The organism is Pseudomonas sp. BS3767, from assembly GCF_900099665.1.
In the GTDB taxonomy this organism is placed as follows: domain Bacteria; phylum Pseudomonadota; class Gammaproteobacteria; order Pseudomonadales; family Pseudomonadaceae; genus Aquipseudomonas; species Aquipseudomonas cerasi.
The window spans coordinates 1-13,761 of the sequence record NZ_FNCX01000007.1 but is presented as its reverse complement, the minus strand read 5'-3'; the positions used below and the strand labels follow the sequence as shown (position 1 = coordinate 13,761).

The following is a 13,761-nucleotide window of genomic DNA, read 5'->3' as shown; positions in this document are numbered from 1 at the left end:
CTGCGACAAGCCAACGGGGTGCTCTTGAGCACCCCGTTTCTATTGCTGCTGGCGAAATGCCTTGGGTGATTGCCCGGTAGCGCGCTTGAAGAAACGCGAAAAATACGCCGGCTCGGAAAAGCCCAGGCTGTCTGACACCTGATTGATGGTCAGGGTGGTGTAGATCAGGTTGCGCTTGGCCTCCAGCAGCAAGCGCTCACTGATGATCTGCAAGGCCGACTGGTTGCACAGCCGCCGACACAGAGCGTTCAAATGCGCGGCGCTGATGCCCATCGCTTGGGCATGCTGGTCAATCGACCAGTGCTCGCGAAAACTCGCTTCCAGTTGATGCATGAACACCTGCAAATGCTCGCGGCCGCGATCCATGGCGTGAGTCTCTTCGCCAGCACCTTCACTGCTGCGCCGACTGAGCCACACCGCCAGCACACTGACCAGCGAGTGCAGCATCAGATCGCGGCCCGCTCTGGGCTGCCGGTATTCATTGGCAATGGCATTGAACAGCGTGTCGACATAATCGCTGTCCGCCCCGAGCGCATAGCAGCGGGCAGCGCTGAGGGCAGAGACGTCGAGCGCAGCCTCGAGTTGCTCCACCAAGGGTCTGGCCAGGCTGAGAATATGGCCCTGAATATCTCTGGAAAACCTGAAGGTGTGCACGCTCAGTGCGGGCACGACCTGCAACGAAGGCATCTCGACCTCGCTGACCCGGTCCTCGACCTTGAGCATCGCCTTGCCCGACTGCACGTAAAGCAGCTGAACCAGATCGCCATGCCGATGCGGCTTGATCTCCCATTCGTGAATCCTGCTGCGCTCGGGGATCGACTCACAGTGGATCAGATCGGGGGTCGGCCAGGCCGCGGTTTCCCCATAGAGTTTGAACACCGGTATCGCTGCTGTGGCAGGTCTGGCCATGTCGTCCTCTCTGGTCCGGACCCTCGAAAAGTCCAGATAATGCAGCGGATATTGCCTTCTTATCTCGACGGCATCCATTAAAAATGCAGGAGACAAAAACAAACATTTCCCGCTGACTAAACCTGGCAGGGATCAAAAGACAGGACTATCGCCATGAAAACCAAGGTTGCCATTATCGGTTCAGGCCCTTCCGGATTGTTGCTGGGCCAACTGTTGCAACGTGCCGGCATCGATAACGTCATCGTCGAGCGCAAGGACCCCGACTACATCCTGTCGCGTATCCGCGCCGGCGTGCTGGAACAAGGCATGACCGACCTGTTGCGTGAAGCGGGCGTCAGTGAACGCATGGACGCAGAGGGCATGATCCATGACGGCTTCGAGCTGGCGTTCGCCGGTCGTTGCGAGCGCATCGACCTGAAGAGCCTTGCCGATGGCAGGACGGTGATGGTCTACGGCCAGACCGAGGTCACCCGCGACCTGATGGCCGCGCGCGCAGCCAGCGGTGCAATGACGATCTATGACGCCGCAGACGTCAAAGCGCACGACCTCAAGAGCGATAGTCCGTACCTGACCTTTGTGAAAGACGGCGAGACCGTGCGCCTGGACTGCGATTACATTGCCGGCTGTGACGGCTTTCACGGCGTGTCACGGCAATCGATTCCCGCCGACGCCCTCAAGGTATTCGAACGCGTTTATCCGTTCGGCTGGCTCGGCGTACTGGCCGATACGCCGCCGGTCAACGAAGAGCTGGTCTATGCCAATCACCCGCGCGGCTTTGCCTTGTGCAGCATGCGCTCGGCCATTCGTACCCGCTATTACGTGCAGGTCAGTGCCGACGAGAAGGTCGAAGACTGGTCGGACGAGCGCTTCTGGGATGAACTCAAATCCCGCCTGCCCGAGCATCTGGCAGAGCGCCTGGTGACCGGCCCGTCCATTGAGAAAAGCATCGCGCCGCTGCGCAGCTTTGTGGTTGAACCCATGCAGTACGGTCGCCTGTTCCTGCTCGGCGACGCCGCGCACATCGTCCCGCCGACCGGTGCCAAGGGGCTGAACCTGGCGGCCAGCGATGTCAGCACGCTGTACCGCATCCTGCTCAAGGTCTATCAGGAAGGCCGCACTGACCTGCTGGAAAAGTATTCACAGATCTGCCTGCGCCGAGTGTGGAAAGCCGAGCGCTTCTCTTGGTGGATGACGTCGGTGCTGCACAACTTTCCCGACACAGACGCATTCAGCCAGCGCATCCAGCAGACCGAACTGGACTACTACGTCGGCTCGGAAGCCGGGCGCAGGACCATTGCCGAGAATTATGTGGGCTTGCCGTATGAGGCTGTCGAGTAGAGCATTGGCCCCGGCGCAATGATTTTCGTTGCGTGCTGACATTCGCGGCAAGCCATAAGCTCCCCGGGGGCACGCGTTGTGCAATCACACAACGCGTGCCCCCTGCCGCCGTGCAAAACCCCAAAGCGTTTTTGTCACTGCCCACCTATGATCAGGAGTGCATCCAGTAGCTATCCGGCTATATAAAAACAACAAGCACAGAGGAACACCCGCCATGACACCTGTCTCGACCCACGAGGTGGGCGACGCCGAAGGCAATCATGTCTACCGTCGCATTACCCTGCGCCTTATCCCGTTTATCTTCATTTGTTACCTGTTCAATTACCTCGACCGCGTGAACGTGGGCTTTGCCAAGCTGCAGATGCTCGATGCCCTGAGTTTCAGCGAGACGGTCTATGGCCTCGGTGCCGGTATCTTCTTCATTGGCTACGTGCTGTGTGGCCTGCCCAGCAATCTGGCGCTGAACCGCTTCGGGCCGCGTCGCTGGATCGGTCTGATGATGATTACCTGGGGAATCTTCTCGACCTGCCTGCTGTTCGTCACCACGCCGGTCGAGTTCTACGTGCTGCGCTTTCTGACCGGCATGGCAGAGGCCGGCTTCTTCCCCGGCATCGTTCTGTACCTCTCGCGCTGGTATCCGAACCAGCGTCGCGGACGGATCATGGCACTGTTCATGTCGGCCATTCCGGTCTCCGGCCTGCTGGGCGGTCCTTTTTCCGGATGGATTCTCAACCATTTCGCTGCGGGCCAGGGCGGAATGGCCGGCTGGCAATGGATGTTTCTGATTCAGGGGCTGCCGACCGTGGCGCTGGGTGTGCTGGCCTTCGTTCTGCTGTGCGACAGGGTCGAGGATGCCCGCTGGCTGACGCCCGCGCAGCGTCAGCGGGTCAAGACCGATATCACCAACGATGAACTGAGCCGTCCGGTGCACGGCAAGAGCTCGGTGGCTTCAGTGCTGACCATGCCGTTCATATGGATTCTGGGCTTTATCTACTTCTGCATTCAAAGCGGCGTCTACGCGATCAATTTCTGGCTGCCGTCGATCATCAAGAACCTCGGTTTCAGCGATGCACTGGTGATCGGCTGGATCAGTGCCGTGCCGTACCTGATGGCGGGCGTGTTCATGCTGCTGGTCGGCCGCTCCGCCGACCTGCGTAATGAGCGCCGCTGGCATCTGGTGGTGCCAATGCTGATGGGCGCGACCGGCCTGATCATTGCCGCCAACTTCGCGACGCTGCCCATCGTTGCCATCATCGGGCTGACTATCGCGACCATGGGTGCGCTGACCAGCCTGCCGATGTTCTGGCCATTGCCAACCGCCCTGCTGAGCGCCAGCGTTGCCGCAGGCGGGCTGGCGCTGATCAACTCGATCGGGCAGATGGCAGGCTTTCTCAGCCCTTACCTGGTGGGCTGGATCAAGGATCAGACCGGCTCGACTACCCTGGCGCTGTATTCACTGGCCGCGCTGACCATCGTCGGCAGTCTGGTGGCCTTGCGGGTCAGTCGTTTGTCGGCAATCAAGGTGACTAGGCCCGCCTGACCTTTTCGATACCTCATCTAGAGCCAGGCCTTGTGCCTGGCTTTTTGATCGGTTCTTTCATTTTTACTGCATCACCCTACTCCTTCGTGAAAAAAACGCTCAAAATGCTTGCCAGTAATGATCGATTCAATCACTATCGTTTTACTAAAAATAAAACGAGAACCTGGCCATGCAATTTCGCGGCATCATTCCAGCTCTGGTCACGCCCTTCACCGAAGATCAGCAGCTCGACGAGCAGGCCCTGCGCAATCTGATCGAAAACCTTCTGAATGCAGGTGTTCACGGGCTTTTCGTACTGGGCACCAACGGTGAGTTCTTCGCCCTTTCCGAAGCGGAAAAACTAAAGATCGCTCGTATTACCGTCGAAGCGGCGGCAGGACGCGTACCTGTCGTGGTCGGCACCGGTGCATTTGCCACGCACGAAGTGATTGAAATGAACAAAAAGATGATCGATGTGGGCGCCGATGCCCTGTCGATCATCACGCCGTACTTCAATGCTGTCAGCCAGCGCGAGCTGATCAAGCACTACACCAGCATCGCCGATGCGTCCGAACTGCCGCTGATGATGTACAACATTCCGGCCAAGACCGGCATGTCGATCGGCATGGATGCCGTGGCCACCCTTAGCCAGCATCCGCAGATCAAGGGCATCAAAGACAGTGCTGGCAACTTCGATGCACTGGTGCAGATGATGAAGTACCGCAGCGACGACTTCGCGGTATTCGCCGGAACCGACTCGCTGATCCACTGGAACCTGCTGGCCGGCGGTGACGGCGCGGTGGCTGCAACCGCCAACGCGGTGCCGGGTCTGGTCATGTCGATCTGGAACCACTTCCAGTCGGGCAATCATGACGCTGCCCGCGCCGCGCAGGAGTCCCTGCGCCCGCTGCGCGATGCCTTCGCGCTGGGCACCCTGCCTGTAGTGCTGAAAACAGCCACGCAACTGCTCAATGTACCGGTCGGCCCCTGCCGTGCGCCGGTACAGCCGCTCGACGCCGCCGCGCTGGAAAAACTTCACAGCCTGTTGGCCGTTTACCGCCAAGCCTGAGGTCATTGCGATGTCTGCTACCTACCATTTCCAGACCGTGAAGCATGTTGTCCACGGTCCCGGCAGCCTGGATCTGCTGGGCGAAAAGCTGCCACTGCTCGATGTGCCGGTCAGGACCGTCATTCTGGTCACGCAAAACGCCATGCATAACCTTGGTGTCACCCAGCGCGTCACCGATCAGCTACGCGACCTGAATATCCGCGTGCACATGCTCGACAACGTCGAAATCGAACCGACCCTGGAAAACATCGAACGTGTGTTCCGTGACGACGTCGCTCCGCATGCGCCGGACGCCCTGATCGCCATCGGTGGGGGCAGCGTGCTGGATGCCGCCAAGCTGTTCGCCGTCATGTTGACCAATGACACGCCACTCAGAGACCTGCTGGGCATCGACAAGGTGACCCACCCCGGCAAGCCCATGGTGCTGGTGCCCACCACATCCGGTACAGGATCGGAAGTGACACCCAACGCGATCGTCACGCTGCCCGATGAAGAACTGAAGATCGGTGTGGTCAGCCGCCATCTGCTGCCGACGCTGGTGATTCTCGATCCATTGCTGACCCTCAGCCTGCCCCAAGCGATCACTGCCGCGACCGGAATGGATGCCTTCACGCACTCGCTGGAGTCCTTCATTTCCACCAAGGCCAACCCGATCAGCGATGCTTTTGCCCTGGAGTCGATGCGTCTCATCGCAGGCAGCATTGTGGAAGCCTGGCAACAACCGGAATCAGTGCGCGCTCGCGGCGACATGCTGCTGGGTTCGATGTACGGCGGCCTGGCGCTGACGGCTGCCGGGACCGCTGCAGTGCATGCGCTGGCCTACCCGCTGGGAGGCAAGTTTCACGTCACTCACGGCGTAGCCAACGCCATGCTGCTGCCCCACGTGATGGCCTTCAATCTGGACAGTTGCGCCGAACGCCTCAAGCGCGCGGCACTGATCTGCGGTGTAGCACAGCAGGACGACAGCAATGAGGCGGCGGCCCACAAGCTGATCGAACAGATTCGCCAATGGACTCAAGTGCTGAACATCCCGCAGAACCTGCGTGAGTTTGGCGTGGCCGAAGAGCATCTGGCTGACATGGCCGTGGCGGCCTCAAGGGTCACCCGCCTGATGACCAATAATCCCAAGGCGCTCAGCCTTGACGATATCCAGCAACTGTACCGGTGCCTGCTGCCATGAGTCACGTCGAGTTTCCCGGCCTGTTGATCATCGCCGATGACTTGTCCGGGGCCGCCGATTGCGCGGCGGATTTCGCCTCGCGGGTCGATACCCATGTGCTGCTGAGCAACGGCGCCCCAGACCTGCAAGGGGTCATCGCCTTCGATACCGATTCGCGTCGCCTGGCGCCGCAACAGGCCGCCGAACAGAACCGCGTAGCGCTGCAACAACAGTCCCGCGCAGGCATGGCGCTGTACAAGAAAATCGACTCGACACTGCGCGGCAATATCGCCAGCGAGGTCGATGCCTTGCAGGGGCTGCGCGGCATGGCGCTGGTCGCTCCGGCGTTCCCGGCCATGCAGCGCACCACCGTGATGGGTGTGCAATTGATAAATGGTGTGCCGGTCGATCAAAGTGATGTGTGGCGCAACGAGCACCTGCAGGGCACCGGCGACCTGCTTGAGCTGTTTGCCGCGCAGGGCCTGCACACGCAATGGCTGGGGCTCGACGCCATTCGCGACCCTGCCGGTCTGAAAACCGCTCTGCGCAGCGCGCTTGAGCAGGGTGTGCAGGTGCTGGTCTGCGACGCTGAACTGGACAGTGACCTGCTGCGTCTGGCCGACGCGTCAGTGGGCTGGCACGACGAGCTGTTCTGGGTCGGCTCTGCCGGGCTGGCTCGCCATCTGCCACAAGCGTTCGGTCTGGCCGCAGCCCTGCCGATCAGTGTCAGACCACGCTCACCGGTGCTGACCGTGATCGGCAGCATGTCCCGGCACTCTCAAGCCCAGGCCGACAGGCTCGCGCACGCCAGTCAGGCACTGTGCATGACGCTGCAACCTTCGACGCTACTCAATGAAGAGAGGAGCACCGAGCGCGATGCCCTGAGCGAGCAGCTTCAGCAACACCTAGCCGCCGGGCAGGATGTACTGGTGCGCCTCGATCAACAACAGCGCGATCCAGCCCGGGCAGCCACCTTGAATCACGCGCTGGCGCAATGGCTGGCACCCGCCCTGCCCCATGCAGGCTCGCTGATCGCCACGGGCGGCGAAACCGCCAGGGCGATCCTGATTGCCGCCGGTATCGAACGCTTGATGCTGTCTGGCGAACTGGCCACCGGCGTGGTTCTGGCCGAAGCGCAACTGGGCAGGCACACACTCAATGTAGTGACCAAAGCCGGCGCTTTCGGCGACCCCGACACGTTGCTTGACGCCTGGCAACGGCTCCACGCAACGGCTGCGACCGACACCCCTTTCAACGAGGAAGCTTCCTATGTCTGAACGTCCCGTCATTGGTATCACCATGGGCGACGCCGCCGGGGTGGGACCGGAAATCATCATGAAAATGCTCACCCATGCCTCGGTGTACGCGACTTGCCGGCCGTTGGTGATCGGCGATGCGCAACGCCTGGAAGACGCCAACCGCATCGTCGGCAGCCAACTGCGCGTCAACAGCATCGCCAGCCCGGCAGAAGCGCGCTTCATTCAGGGCAGCGTGGACTGCATCGACCTGGGTCTGATCCCCGCCGACCTGCCTTATGGAAAACTCTCGCCGGTCGCCGGTGATGCGGCCTTCCGCTATATCGAGCGTACGGTGCAACTGACTCAGGCCGGCGAGCTGGATGCGATCTGCACCGCTCCGTTGAACAAGGAAGCCCTGCACGCAGGCGGGCATATCTTCCCCGGTCACACCGAAATGCTCGCGCACCTGCTGGGCATCGAAGAAGTGTCGATGATGCTGATGACCCCGACATTACGGGTAATTCACGTCACAACCCACATCGGCATCATCGACGCCATTGCGCGCATCGAACCTGGGCTGGTCAAGCGCACCATCGAGCGCGCCAGAGAGACGCTGACCCGCGCAGGCATCGATAACCCGCTGATCGCGGTCTGTGGCATCAATCCTCACGCCGGGGAAAACGGCCTGTTCGGCTATGGCGAAGAAGCCACCAAGATCCAGCCTGCGATTGATGAACTGCGCGCCCGTGGCTGGCGCGTGGAAGGCCCGCTGCCCGCCGATACGTTGTTCTTCCGTGCCGGACGCGGCGACTTCGATGCCGTGGTTGCGATGTACCACGATCAGGGCCACGGCCCGGTCAAGGTCATGGGTCTGGAGGCCGGGGTCAACGTGACCATCGGCCTGCCGGTGATCCGCACCTCGGTGGATCACGGCACCGCTTTCGACATCGCCGGCAAGGGCATCGCCGACGAACGCAGCCTGATCGAAGCCATGCGCCAGGCCGTGGAGCTGGCCACCCGAAAACGCGACACCCGCAATTCCATCGCCGTCTGAGGTCGTTACCGGTACTGACCCAACGATCCCCAGCGGCACCCCATAACGCGCCAGAACAAAAACAATGGAGCGAGACTGATGGATACCTTCAACGCGCAAGACACCTCGATCATCATCGGTATGGTGGTCGTCTACATCCTCATAACCACCTGGATGAGCATGCGCCTGCGCAGCAAGACCAGTGAGCAATACATGGTCGCCTCGCGCACCATGCCCGCCTTTGTCGTCGGCGTGCTGATGATGTCCGAATTCATCGGCGCCAAGTCTACGGTCGGTACGGCACAAGCGGCCTTCGAAAGCGGTTTTGCCGCCTCCTGGTCAGTGATCGCCGCAGCCATCGGCTTCCCGCTGTTCGGCCTGCTGATGGCGCGCAAGCTGTACAGCTCCGGCGAATTCACCATTTCCGGCTTCATCGCCAAAAAATACGGCACCTCCACCAAACTCGCAGTCTCGATCATCATGATCTACGCGCTGTTGCTGGTGAACGTCGGCAACTACGTCAGCGGCGCGGCGGCCATTGCCACGGTTCTGAAGATCAACCTGACCACTGCGGCCTTCATTACCGCGATCATCAGCACGCTCTACTACGTGTTCGGCGGCCTGAAAAGCGTGGCTTACATGAGTATTCTGCACACCGGGGTGAAATACATCGGCGTGCTGATCGTGCTCGGCGTGGCACTGAAAATGACTGGCGGCTTCAGCCCCGTGGTGCAGAACATGCCCGAGCATTACTTCACGTGGGACGGCGCCATCGGTGGTTCGAAAATCCTCGCCTGGATCATCGGCACGGTCGGCGCGATTTTCTCCACGCAGTTCATCATTCAGGCCATCTCCTCGACGCAGAATCAGAACGCAGCACGCCGCTCGACCTTCTATGCCTCGCTGCTGTGCATCCCGATTGCCCTGGCGCTGGGCTTCATCGGTGTCGCGTCCAAGTACCTGCACCCGGAAATGAGCAGCCTGTACGCGCTGCCGATCTTCCTGCAATCGATGAGCCCGGTATTGGCAGGCGTAGTGACCATCTCGCTGGTCGCTTCGATTTTCGTCAGCGTCAGTACGGTAGCGCTGGCCATCGCCTCGCTGGTCGTCCGTGACTTCTACGTACCGTGGCGCAAACCGTCCGTGGATCAGGAATTCAAAACCACACGCCTGATCGCGTTGGTGATCGGTTTCGTGCCGCTGTTCTTCGTGTTCTTCGTCCCTGAAATCCTCAACCTGTCATTCTTCACTCGCGCCCTGCGCCTGTCGATTGCCGTTGTCGCCATGATCGCCATCTACCTGCCGTTCTTCGGTTCGGGCCGAGGCGCCACGCTGGGTCTGATCGCCTCAGCGATTACTACCAGCGTCTGGTATCTGTTGAACAACCCTTACGGCATCGACAACATGTACATCGCCCTGGTGACACCTGCCATTGTGATTGCCATCGAGCGCCTGCTGCCCCAGTCCGCGCCGAGCCAACCTGCCAATCCTGTAGAAACCGAGGTCCCCCATGCCAACCGCTGATACCCGTCAGGACGCGTTCCTGCCAACGCCTTACGCACAGAACCATGCGGCAAACCTGCACGAGCTGGCCGACGGCACAGTGCTATGCACCTGGTTCGCGGGGACTCAGGAGGGTATGGCCGACATCTTCGTACTGCTGTCGCGCCGTGACCCGGTGACGGGCGTCTGGAGCGAGCCCCGGAAAATGTCCGAAGACTCGACCCGCTCCGAACAGAACCCGATTCTGTTTCAAGCACCCGACGGCCCGCTGTGGTTGATCTGGACCGCACAGATTTCCGGTAATCAGGAGACCGCGATCATCCGCCGTCGCCTGTCGCTGGACCACGGCCAGAGCTGGGGGCCTATAGACACCCTGTTCGACGAGCCGGGCACCTTTGTACGCCAGCCGCCGGTGGTACTGGATAACGGTGACTGGGTATTGCCGGTCTGGTACTGCATCACCGGCCCCGGTGAAAAGTGGGTCGGCAACCATGACGTCAGTGCAGTAATGATCTCCACCGATCAAGGACACAACTGGTCACGCCACGACGTGCCTGACAGCACCGGCAGCGTGCACATGAATGTTCATCAGTTGGCGGATGGTAGCCTGCTCGGTCTGTTCCGCAGCCGCTGGGCAGACTTCATCTACAGCAGCCGGTCCAGCGACCGGGGACGAACCTGGAGCGTGCCGGCACCGACCGAATTGCCCAACAACAACTCGTCGATCCAGTTCGTGAGACTGGCGACGGACGAGCTGGCACTGGTCTATAACCCTGTCAGCGCCGACGGCCACGCCCAGCGCCGCGCCTCGCTGTACGACGAAATCGAAGACGAAGGTGACGAGCGGATCACACCGGGACCGCGTGAGGACGGCAAGGCTGCAGTGTGGGGCATCCCCCGTGCACCAATGAGCCTGGCGGTCTCGCGGGACGGCGGTGGTACCTGGCCGACCCGTCTGGACCTGGAGCTGGGCGACGGCTTTTGCCTGACCAACAACTCACAGGAAAAGCTCAACCGCGAATTCTCCTACCCCAGCATCATCCAGGCCGCGGATGGCAGCCTGCATGTCGCCTTCACCTACTTCCGACAGAAGATCAAACATATTCACTTGCCGCTGAACGCGATCCGTTGACCCACCCGCGTCGATCAGCCTGCTGCCGATCGACGCCTTTGCGGAACCCATGCCATGCCCGAACCGATTCAGTCCGTACTCGTCACCGGTGCCAGCTCCGGCATTGGCAAAGCCATTATCACGCGCTTGCTGACACAGGGCTTGCAGGTCACCGGTCTGAGCCGCCGCACGCCAGACCTGGAACACAAGAACTTCACCTGGCGAGCGTGCGACCTCAACGACTTCAACGCGCTGGACGCAGCCCTGCAGCAAACACCGCGCATCGATGCACTGATCCATGCGGCCGGCTTCATGCGCACTGCAGCGCTTGGCGAACTGGACGATGCCGATGGCCAGGCGATGTGGCATCTGCATGTGGCCGTTGCCAGCCACATGGTCAATGCGCTTTACCCACGCCTGCGCGACGGTGCCCGTATCCTGATGATCGGCAGCCGCACCATGCAGGGCGCGGCGCAACGCAGCCAGTACGCAGCGACCAAGGCGGCGCTGCAAGGCATGGTTCGCTCATGGGCGATCGAGCTGGCCCCGCGTAACATCACCGTCAACCTGATCGCCCCCGGCGCGACCGAAACGCCGATGCTGCTGGACCCGGGACGCAGTGGCACGCCGCCGCGAAAGCCTCCGATAGGCCGCTTCGTGCAACCCGAGGAAATCGCCGGTCTGGCGGCGTTTCTACTCGGCCCCGACGCGGGTGCAATTACCGGGCAAAGCCTGGTGGTATGCGGCGGTGCGTCGTTGTAAGGTTGCATCCCGCTTCCAGGCTTTAGTGCAAGGGCTGTAATGAAAGTCGCCAACCGTCGTCAAGCGATACTCGAACTGGTTCTTTCCGGCAAATCCAACGTGGACGAGCTGTGCGCCCAACTCGGCGTCTCGGAAGCCACGGTTCGCCGCGACCTGACCGCCCTGGCCGAACACGGCTTGATCCTGCGCACCTACGGCGGCGCGGCACACGTCGGTCAGCGCGAGCCGGAAACTTCTCTGGAAGAGCGCAGCCGTCAGCACAGCCAGGAAAAAATGGACATCGCCCGTGCCGCACTGGCGCACATCGAGGATCACGACACGCTGTTTCTCGAAGGCGGTACCAGTACCAGCGCGCTGGCGCACATTCTCAATCAGCGGCGCGGGCTGCATGTGATCACCAATAACCTGCTGGCGCTGAGCGATCTGGCGTTGATCCCCGATGGGCGCATCACCGTGCTCGGCGGCACGCTGCGCGCATCGAGCATGTCGACCTATGGCGTGGCGGCGCAGGCAGCCCTGGAACACCTGAGTGCCGACAAACTGTTCATCAGTGCCGATGGCGTGGTAGCGGAGCTGGGTCTGTGCGAGGCCAGCGCCGAACAGGCGTATCTGAAGGAAAACATGGTGGCACGCGCCGCTCAGGTCTTTGTCCTGGCTGACGTCACCAAGCTGGGCCGAGCTCGTCAGCAGCACTGGACACCCTTGCGCCAGCCCTGGACGCTGATTACCAACCCGGTGGATGACGAATCCCTGCTCGCTCCGTTCAAGGCACGCAAGAGTATTCAGGTGGAAATTGCACTGCCTGCCTGATTCGGCAAACGACCTGATTTCCTGTTCGTGGCACTTGGCGCGGGCCGTGCAGACTTTTGCGCACCCAATACCTAAATAAAATTGACCAAGGCTTGTACTCAAAGCGATGCAGCGAGCATGCGCGAGTCAGCGCACGTGTGCAGATACTTGCGCACTATTTCACGCTTTTCTTGCTCGATGTCTTTGCTTTAAATCCCTATCTATTTGTTTTTTATAGATAAGTAGACAGTCGGCACATATCTTGGAATGCACCTCTGCATACAGCGGGCGATATCGACCGTTTCTGCGCAGAGATTCCATGCATGACCGACAAATCCGGCACCCATACTCAACGACGTGCTGCAACGTTCGCCAAAACTCCCGCCACGGCCACCAGCCTGTGTCCCTTCCGCGGACCTGACGTCGCCATCGTGCCCGTGCGCTATGCGCTGGATCGCTCCCGCTACGATACCGCTCCCCAGAAGCTGAAACCGCTACTCAAGGGCAGCCGCTGGGCGGTGATGCCGAAGCTGAAAACACGCAGCTATACCCTTCGCCAGCTGTATGACGGTTACGTATATGTCTATGACGAGACTGCCGAAACGTTGCACGAGTACGCGGTGTCAGCCGCCACCGGCAACCTGAGCCGTATTGTGTGGGCCGATACGCAGCTTGGCAGTGACCGGCGAAGCGGTGCCGACGATGGCAAACCCTTCCTGCTCTATCCGCGAAACAACCGGCTTCATATCGCCTTTTCTCCGCTGCAATGGACGTGGCGAACATGCGAACACCTGCGTTCGAACCCGGCAAGCCGCTCTGCATGGATGAAAGCGCTGGATCTGAAACGCTACTGCATGACCATGGCCGAGCCGGATACCTTGCCGTTGAACCGCATTGCCGAAGCGGTGGCGGACATCGACAAGGAGCATGTGGTTGACGATGGCCGCTTTGCAGACTCGACGATTCCTACATCCAAGGCCTCCAGCGAAGAAACCCAGCCGTTGTTTTCGCCAATCGGCGCTGACGTTTTCTGGCAGGGCAGCGTTGAAGACCAGCACAGTTCACTGCTCATTGCCCTTGATGACCCGCTGGCCATTTTCAACGATCTGGGTATGCAACTGGCCGCCGATCAGGCCGCTTACCGCAACTGGCAAGCCGAGTACGAACACAGGATCCAGATCGCCCAGACGGTTACCGCACTGTGTGGCGCTGAAGGCGAACCGGAGAAATTGCCGGCATCGGTGCGCGACAATGCGGCGCTCACCCATCAGTACCTGGGCGAGCTCGAAGCTTACTTCGAGCAGTGCATCCTTGAGGAAGCGCAGATCAGC

Annotated in this window: 12 protein-coding genes; 11 read left to right on the top strand and 1 reads right to left on the bottom strand. The window is 60.7% G+C overall.

The window, feature by feature from the left end; translation table 11 throughout:
• Nucleotides 1–39: 39 nt before the first annotated feature.
• Nucleotides 40–909 (bottom strand): helix-turn-helix domain-containing protein, encoded by an 870-nt coding sequence (locus BLR16_RS19130; RefSeq protein ID WP_058397999.1) that lies wholly within the window; start codon nt 907–909, stop codon nt 40–42.
• A gap of 153 nt (nt 910–1,062) precedes the next feature.
• On the opposite strand from BLR16_RS19130, the gene pobA reads away from it, so the two are divergent.
• From pobA to BLR16_RS19075, 11 genes are all read left to right on the top strand, one after another.
• Nucleotides 1,063–2,247 (top strand): 4-hydroxybenzoate 3-monooxygenase, encoded by a 1,185-nt coding sequence (gene pobA, locus BLR16_RS19125; RefSeq protein ID WP_003436055.1) that lies wholly within the window; start codon nt 1,063–1,065, stop codon nt 2,245–2,247.
• A gap of 214 nt (nt 2,248–2,461) precedes the next feature.
• Nucleotides 2,462–3,787: an MFS transporter gene (locus BLR16_RS19120; RefSeq protein WP_074808682.1), complete on the top strand. Its 1,326-nt coding sequence runs from the start codon at nt 2,462–2,464 to the stop codon at nt 3,785–3,787.
• A 169-nt stretch (nt 3,788–3,956) separates the two neighbouring features.
• Entirely contained in the window at nt 3,957–4,835 is an 879-nt protein-coding gene (dapA, locus tag BLR16_RS19115; RefSeq protein ID WP_003370023.1) for a 4-hydroxy-tetrahydrodipicolinate synthase, read from the top strand.
• 10 nt (nt 4,836–4,845) lie between these two features.
• A complete protein-coding gene (locus BLR16_RS19110; RefSeq protein WP_074808678.1) occupies nt 4,846–6,015 on the top strand; it encodes an iron-containing alcohol dehydrogenase in 1,170 nt (389 codons plus the stop codon).
• Nucleotides 6,012–7,271, top strand: coding sequence for a four-carbon acid sugar kinase family protein (locus BLR16_RS19105; RefSeq protein WP_074808675.1), 1,260 nt, complete (start codon nt 6,012–6,014; stop codon nt 7,269–7,271). The genes BLR16_RS19110 and BLR16_RS19105 overlap by 4 nt, the downstream gene beginning before the upstream one ends.
• Nucleotides 7,264–8,286 carry a 4-hydroxythreonine-4-phosphate dehydrogenase PdxA gene (pdxA, locus tag BLR16_RS19100; protein ID WP_003436046.1) on the top strand — a complete coding sequence of 341 codons (1,023 nt, stop codon included), beginning with the start codon at nt 7,264–7,266 and terminating at the stop codon, nt 8,284–8,286. The genes BLR16_RS19105 and pdxA overlap by 8 nt, the downstream gene beginning before the upstream one ends.
• Nucleotides 8,287–8,364: 78 nt before the next feature.
• Nucleotides 8,365–9,789 (top strand): sodium:solute symporter family protein, encoded by a 1,425-nt coding sequence (locus tag BLR16_RS19095; protein ID WP_044309054.1) that lies wholly within the window; start codon nt 8,365–8,367, stop codon nt 9,787–9,789.
• Nucleotides 9,776–10,900 (top strand): sialidase family protein, encoded by a 1,125-nt coding sequence (locus tag BLR16_RS19090; protein WP_003370014.1) that lies wholly within the window; start codon nt 9,776–9,778, stop codon nt 10,898–10,900. Before BLR16_RS19095 ends, BLR16_RS19090 begins: the two co-directional genes overlap by 14 nt.
• A 54-nt stretch (nt 10,901–10,954) precedes the next feature.
• A complete protein-coding gene (locus tag BLR16_RS19085; protein WP_072366876.1) occupies nt 10,955–11,641 on the top strand; it encodes an SDR family NAD(P)-dependent oxidoreductase in 687 nt (228 codons plus the stop codon).
• A gap of 39 nt (nt 11,642–11,680) precedes the next feature.
• On the top strand, nt 11,681–12,451 hold the full coding sequence (locus tag BLR16_RS19080) for a DeoR/GlpR family DNA-binding transcription regulator (RefSeq protein WP_003436038.1): 771 nt from the start codon (nt 11,681–11,683) through the stop codon (nt 12,449–12,451).
• Nucleotides 12,452–12,753: 302 nt separating this feature from the next.
• A partial coding sequence (locus BLR16_RS19075; protein WP_368086295.1) for a toxin VasX occupies nt 12,754–13,761 on the top strand: 1,008 nt, incomplete at its 3' end.

Coding starts and splice junctions, on each gene's coding strand:
- BLR16_RS19105 (WP_074808675.1), top strand. CDS start 6,012: ATGAGTCACGTCGAGTTTCCCGGCCTGTTGATCATCGCCGATGACTTG.
- BLR16_RS19095 (WP_044309054.1), top strand. CDS start 8,365: ATGGATACCTTCAACGCGCAAGACACCTCGATCATCATCGGTATGGTG.
- BLR16_RS19090 (WP_003370014.1), top strand. CDS start 9,776: ATGCCAACCGCTGATACCCGTCAGGACGCGTTCCTGCCAACGCCTTAC.
- BLR16_RS19110 (WP_074808678.1), top strand. CDS start 4,846: ATGTCTGCTACCTACCATTTCCAGACCGTGAAGCATGTTGTCCACGGT.
- pobA (WP_003436055.1), top strand. CDS start 1,063: ATGAAAACCAAGGTTGCCATTATCGGTTCAGGCCCTTCCGGATTGTTG.
- BLR16_RS19120 (WP_074808682.1), top strand. CDS start 2,462: ATGACACCTGTCTCGACCCACGAGGTGGGCGACGCCGAAGGCAATCAT.
- pdxA (WP_003436046.1), top strand. CDS start 7,264: ATGTCTGAACGTCCCGTCATTGGTATCACCATGGGCGACGCCGCCGGG.
- dapA (WP_003370023.1), top strand. CDS start 3,957: ATGCAATTTCGCGGCATCATTCCAGCTCTGGTCACGCCCTTCACCGAA.
- BLR16_RS19080 (WP_003436038.1), top strand. CDS start 11,681: ATGAAAGTCGCCAACCGTCGTCAAGCGATACTCGAACTGGTTCTTTCC.
- BLR16_RS19085 (WP_072366876.1), top strand. CDS start 10,955: ATGCCCGAACCGATTCAGTCCGTACTCGTCACCGGTGCCAGCTCCGGC.
- BLR16_RS19130 (WP_058397999.1), bottom strand. CDS start 909: ATGGCCAGACCTGCCACAGCAGCGATACCGGTGTTCAAACTCTATGGG.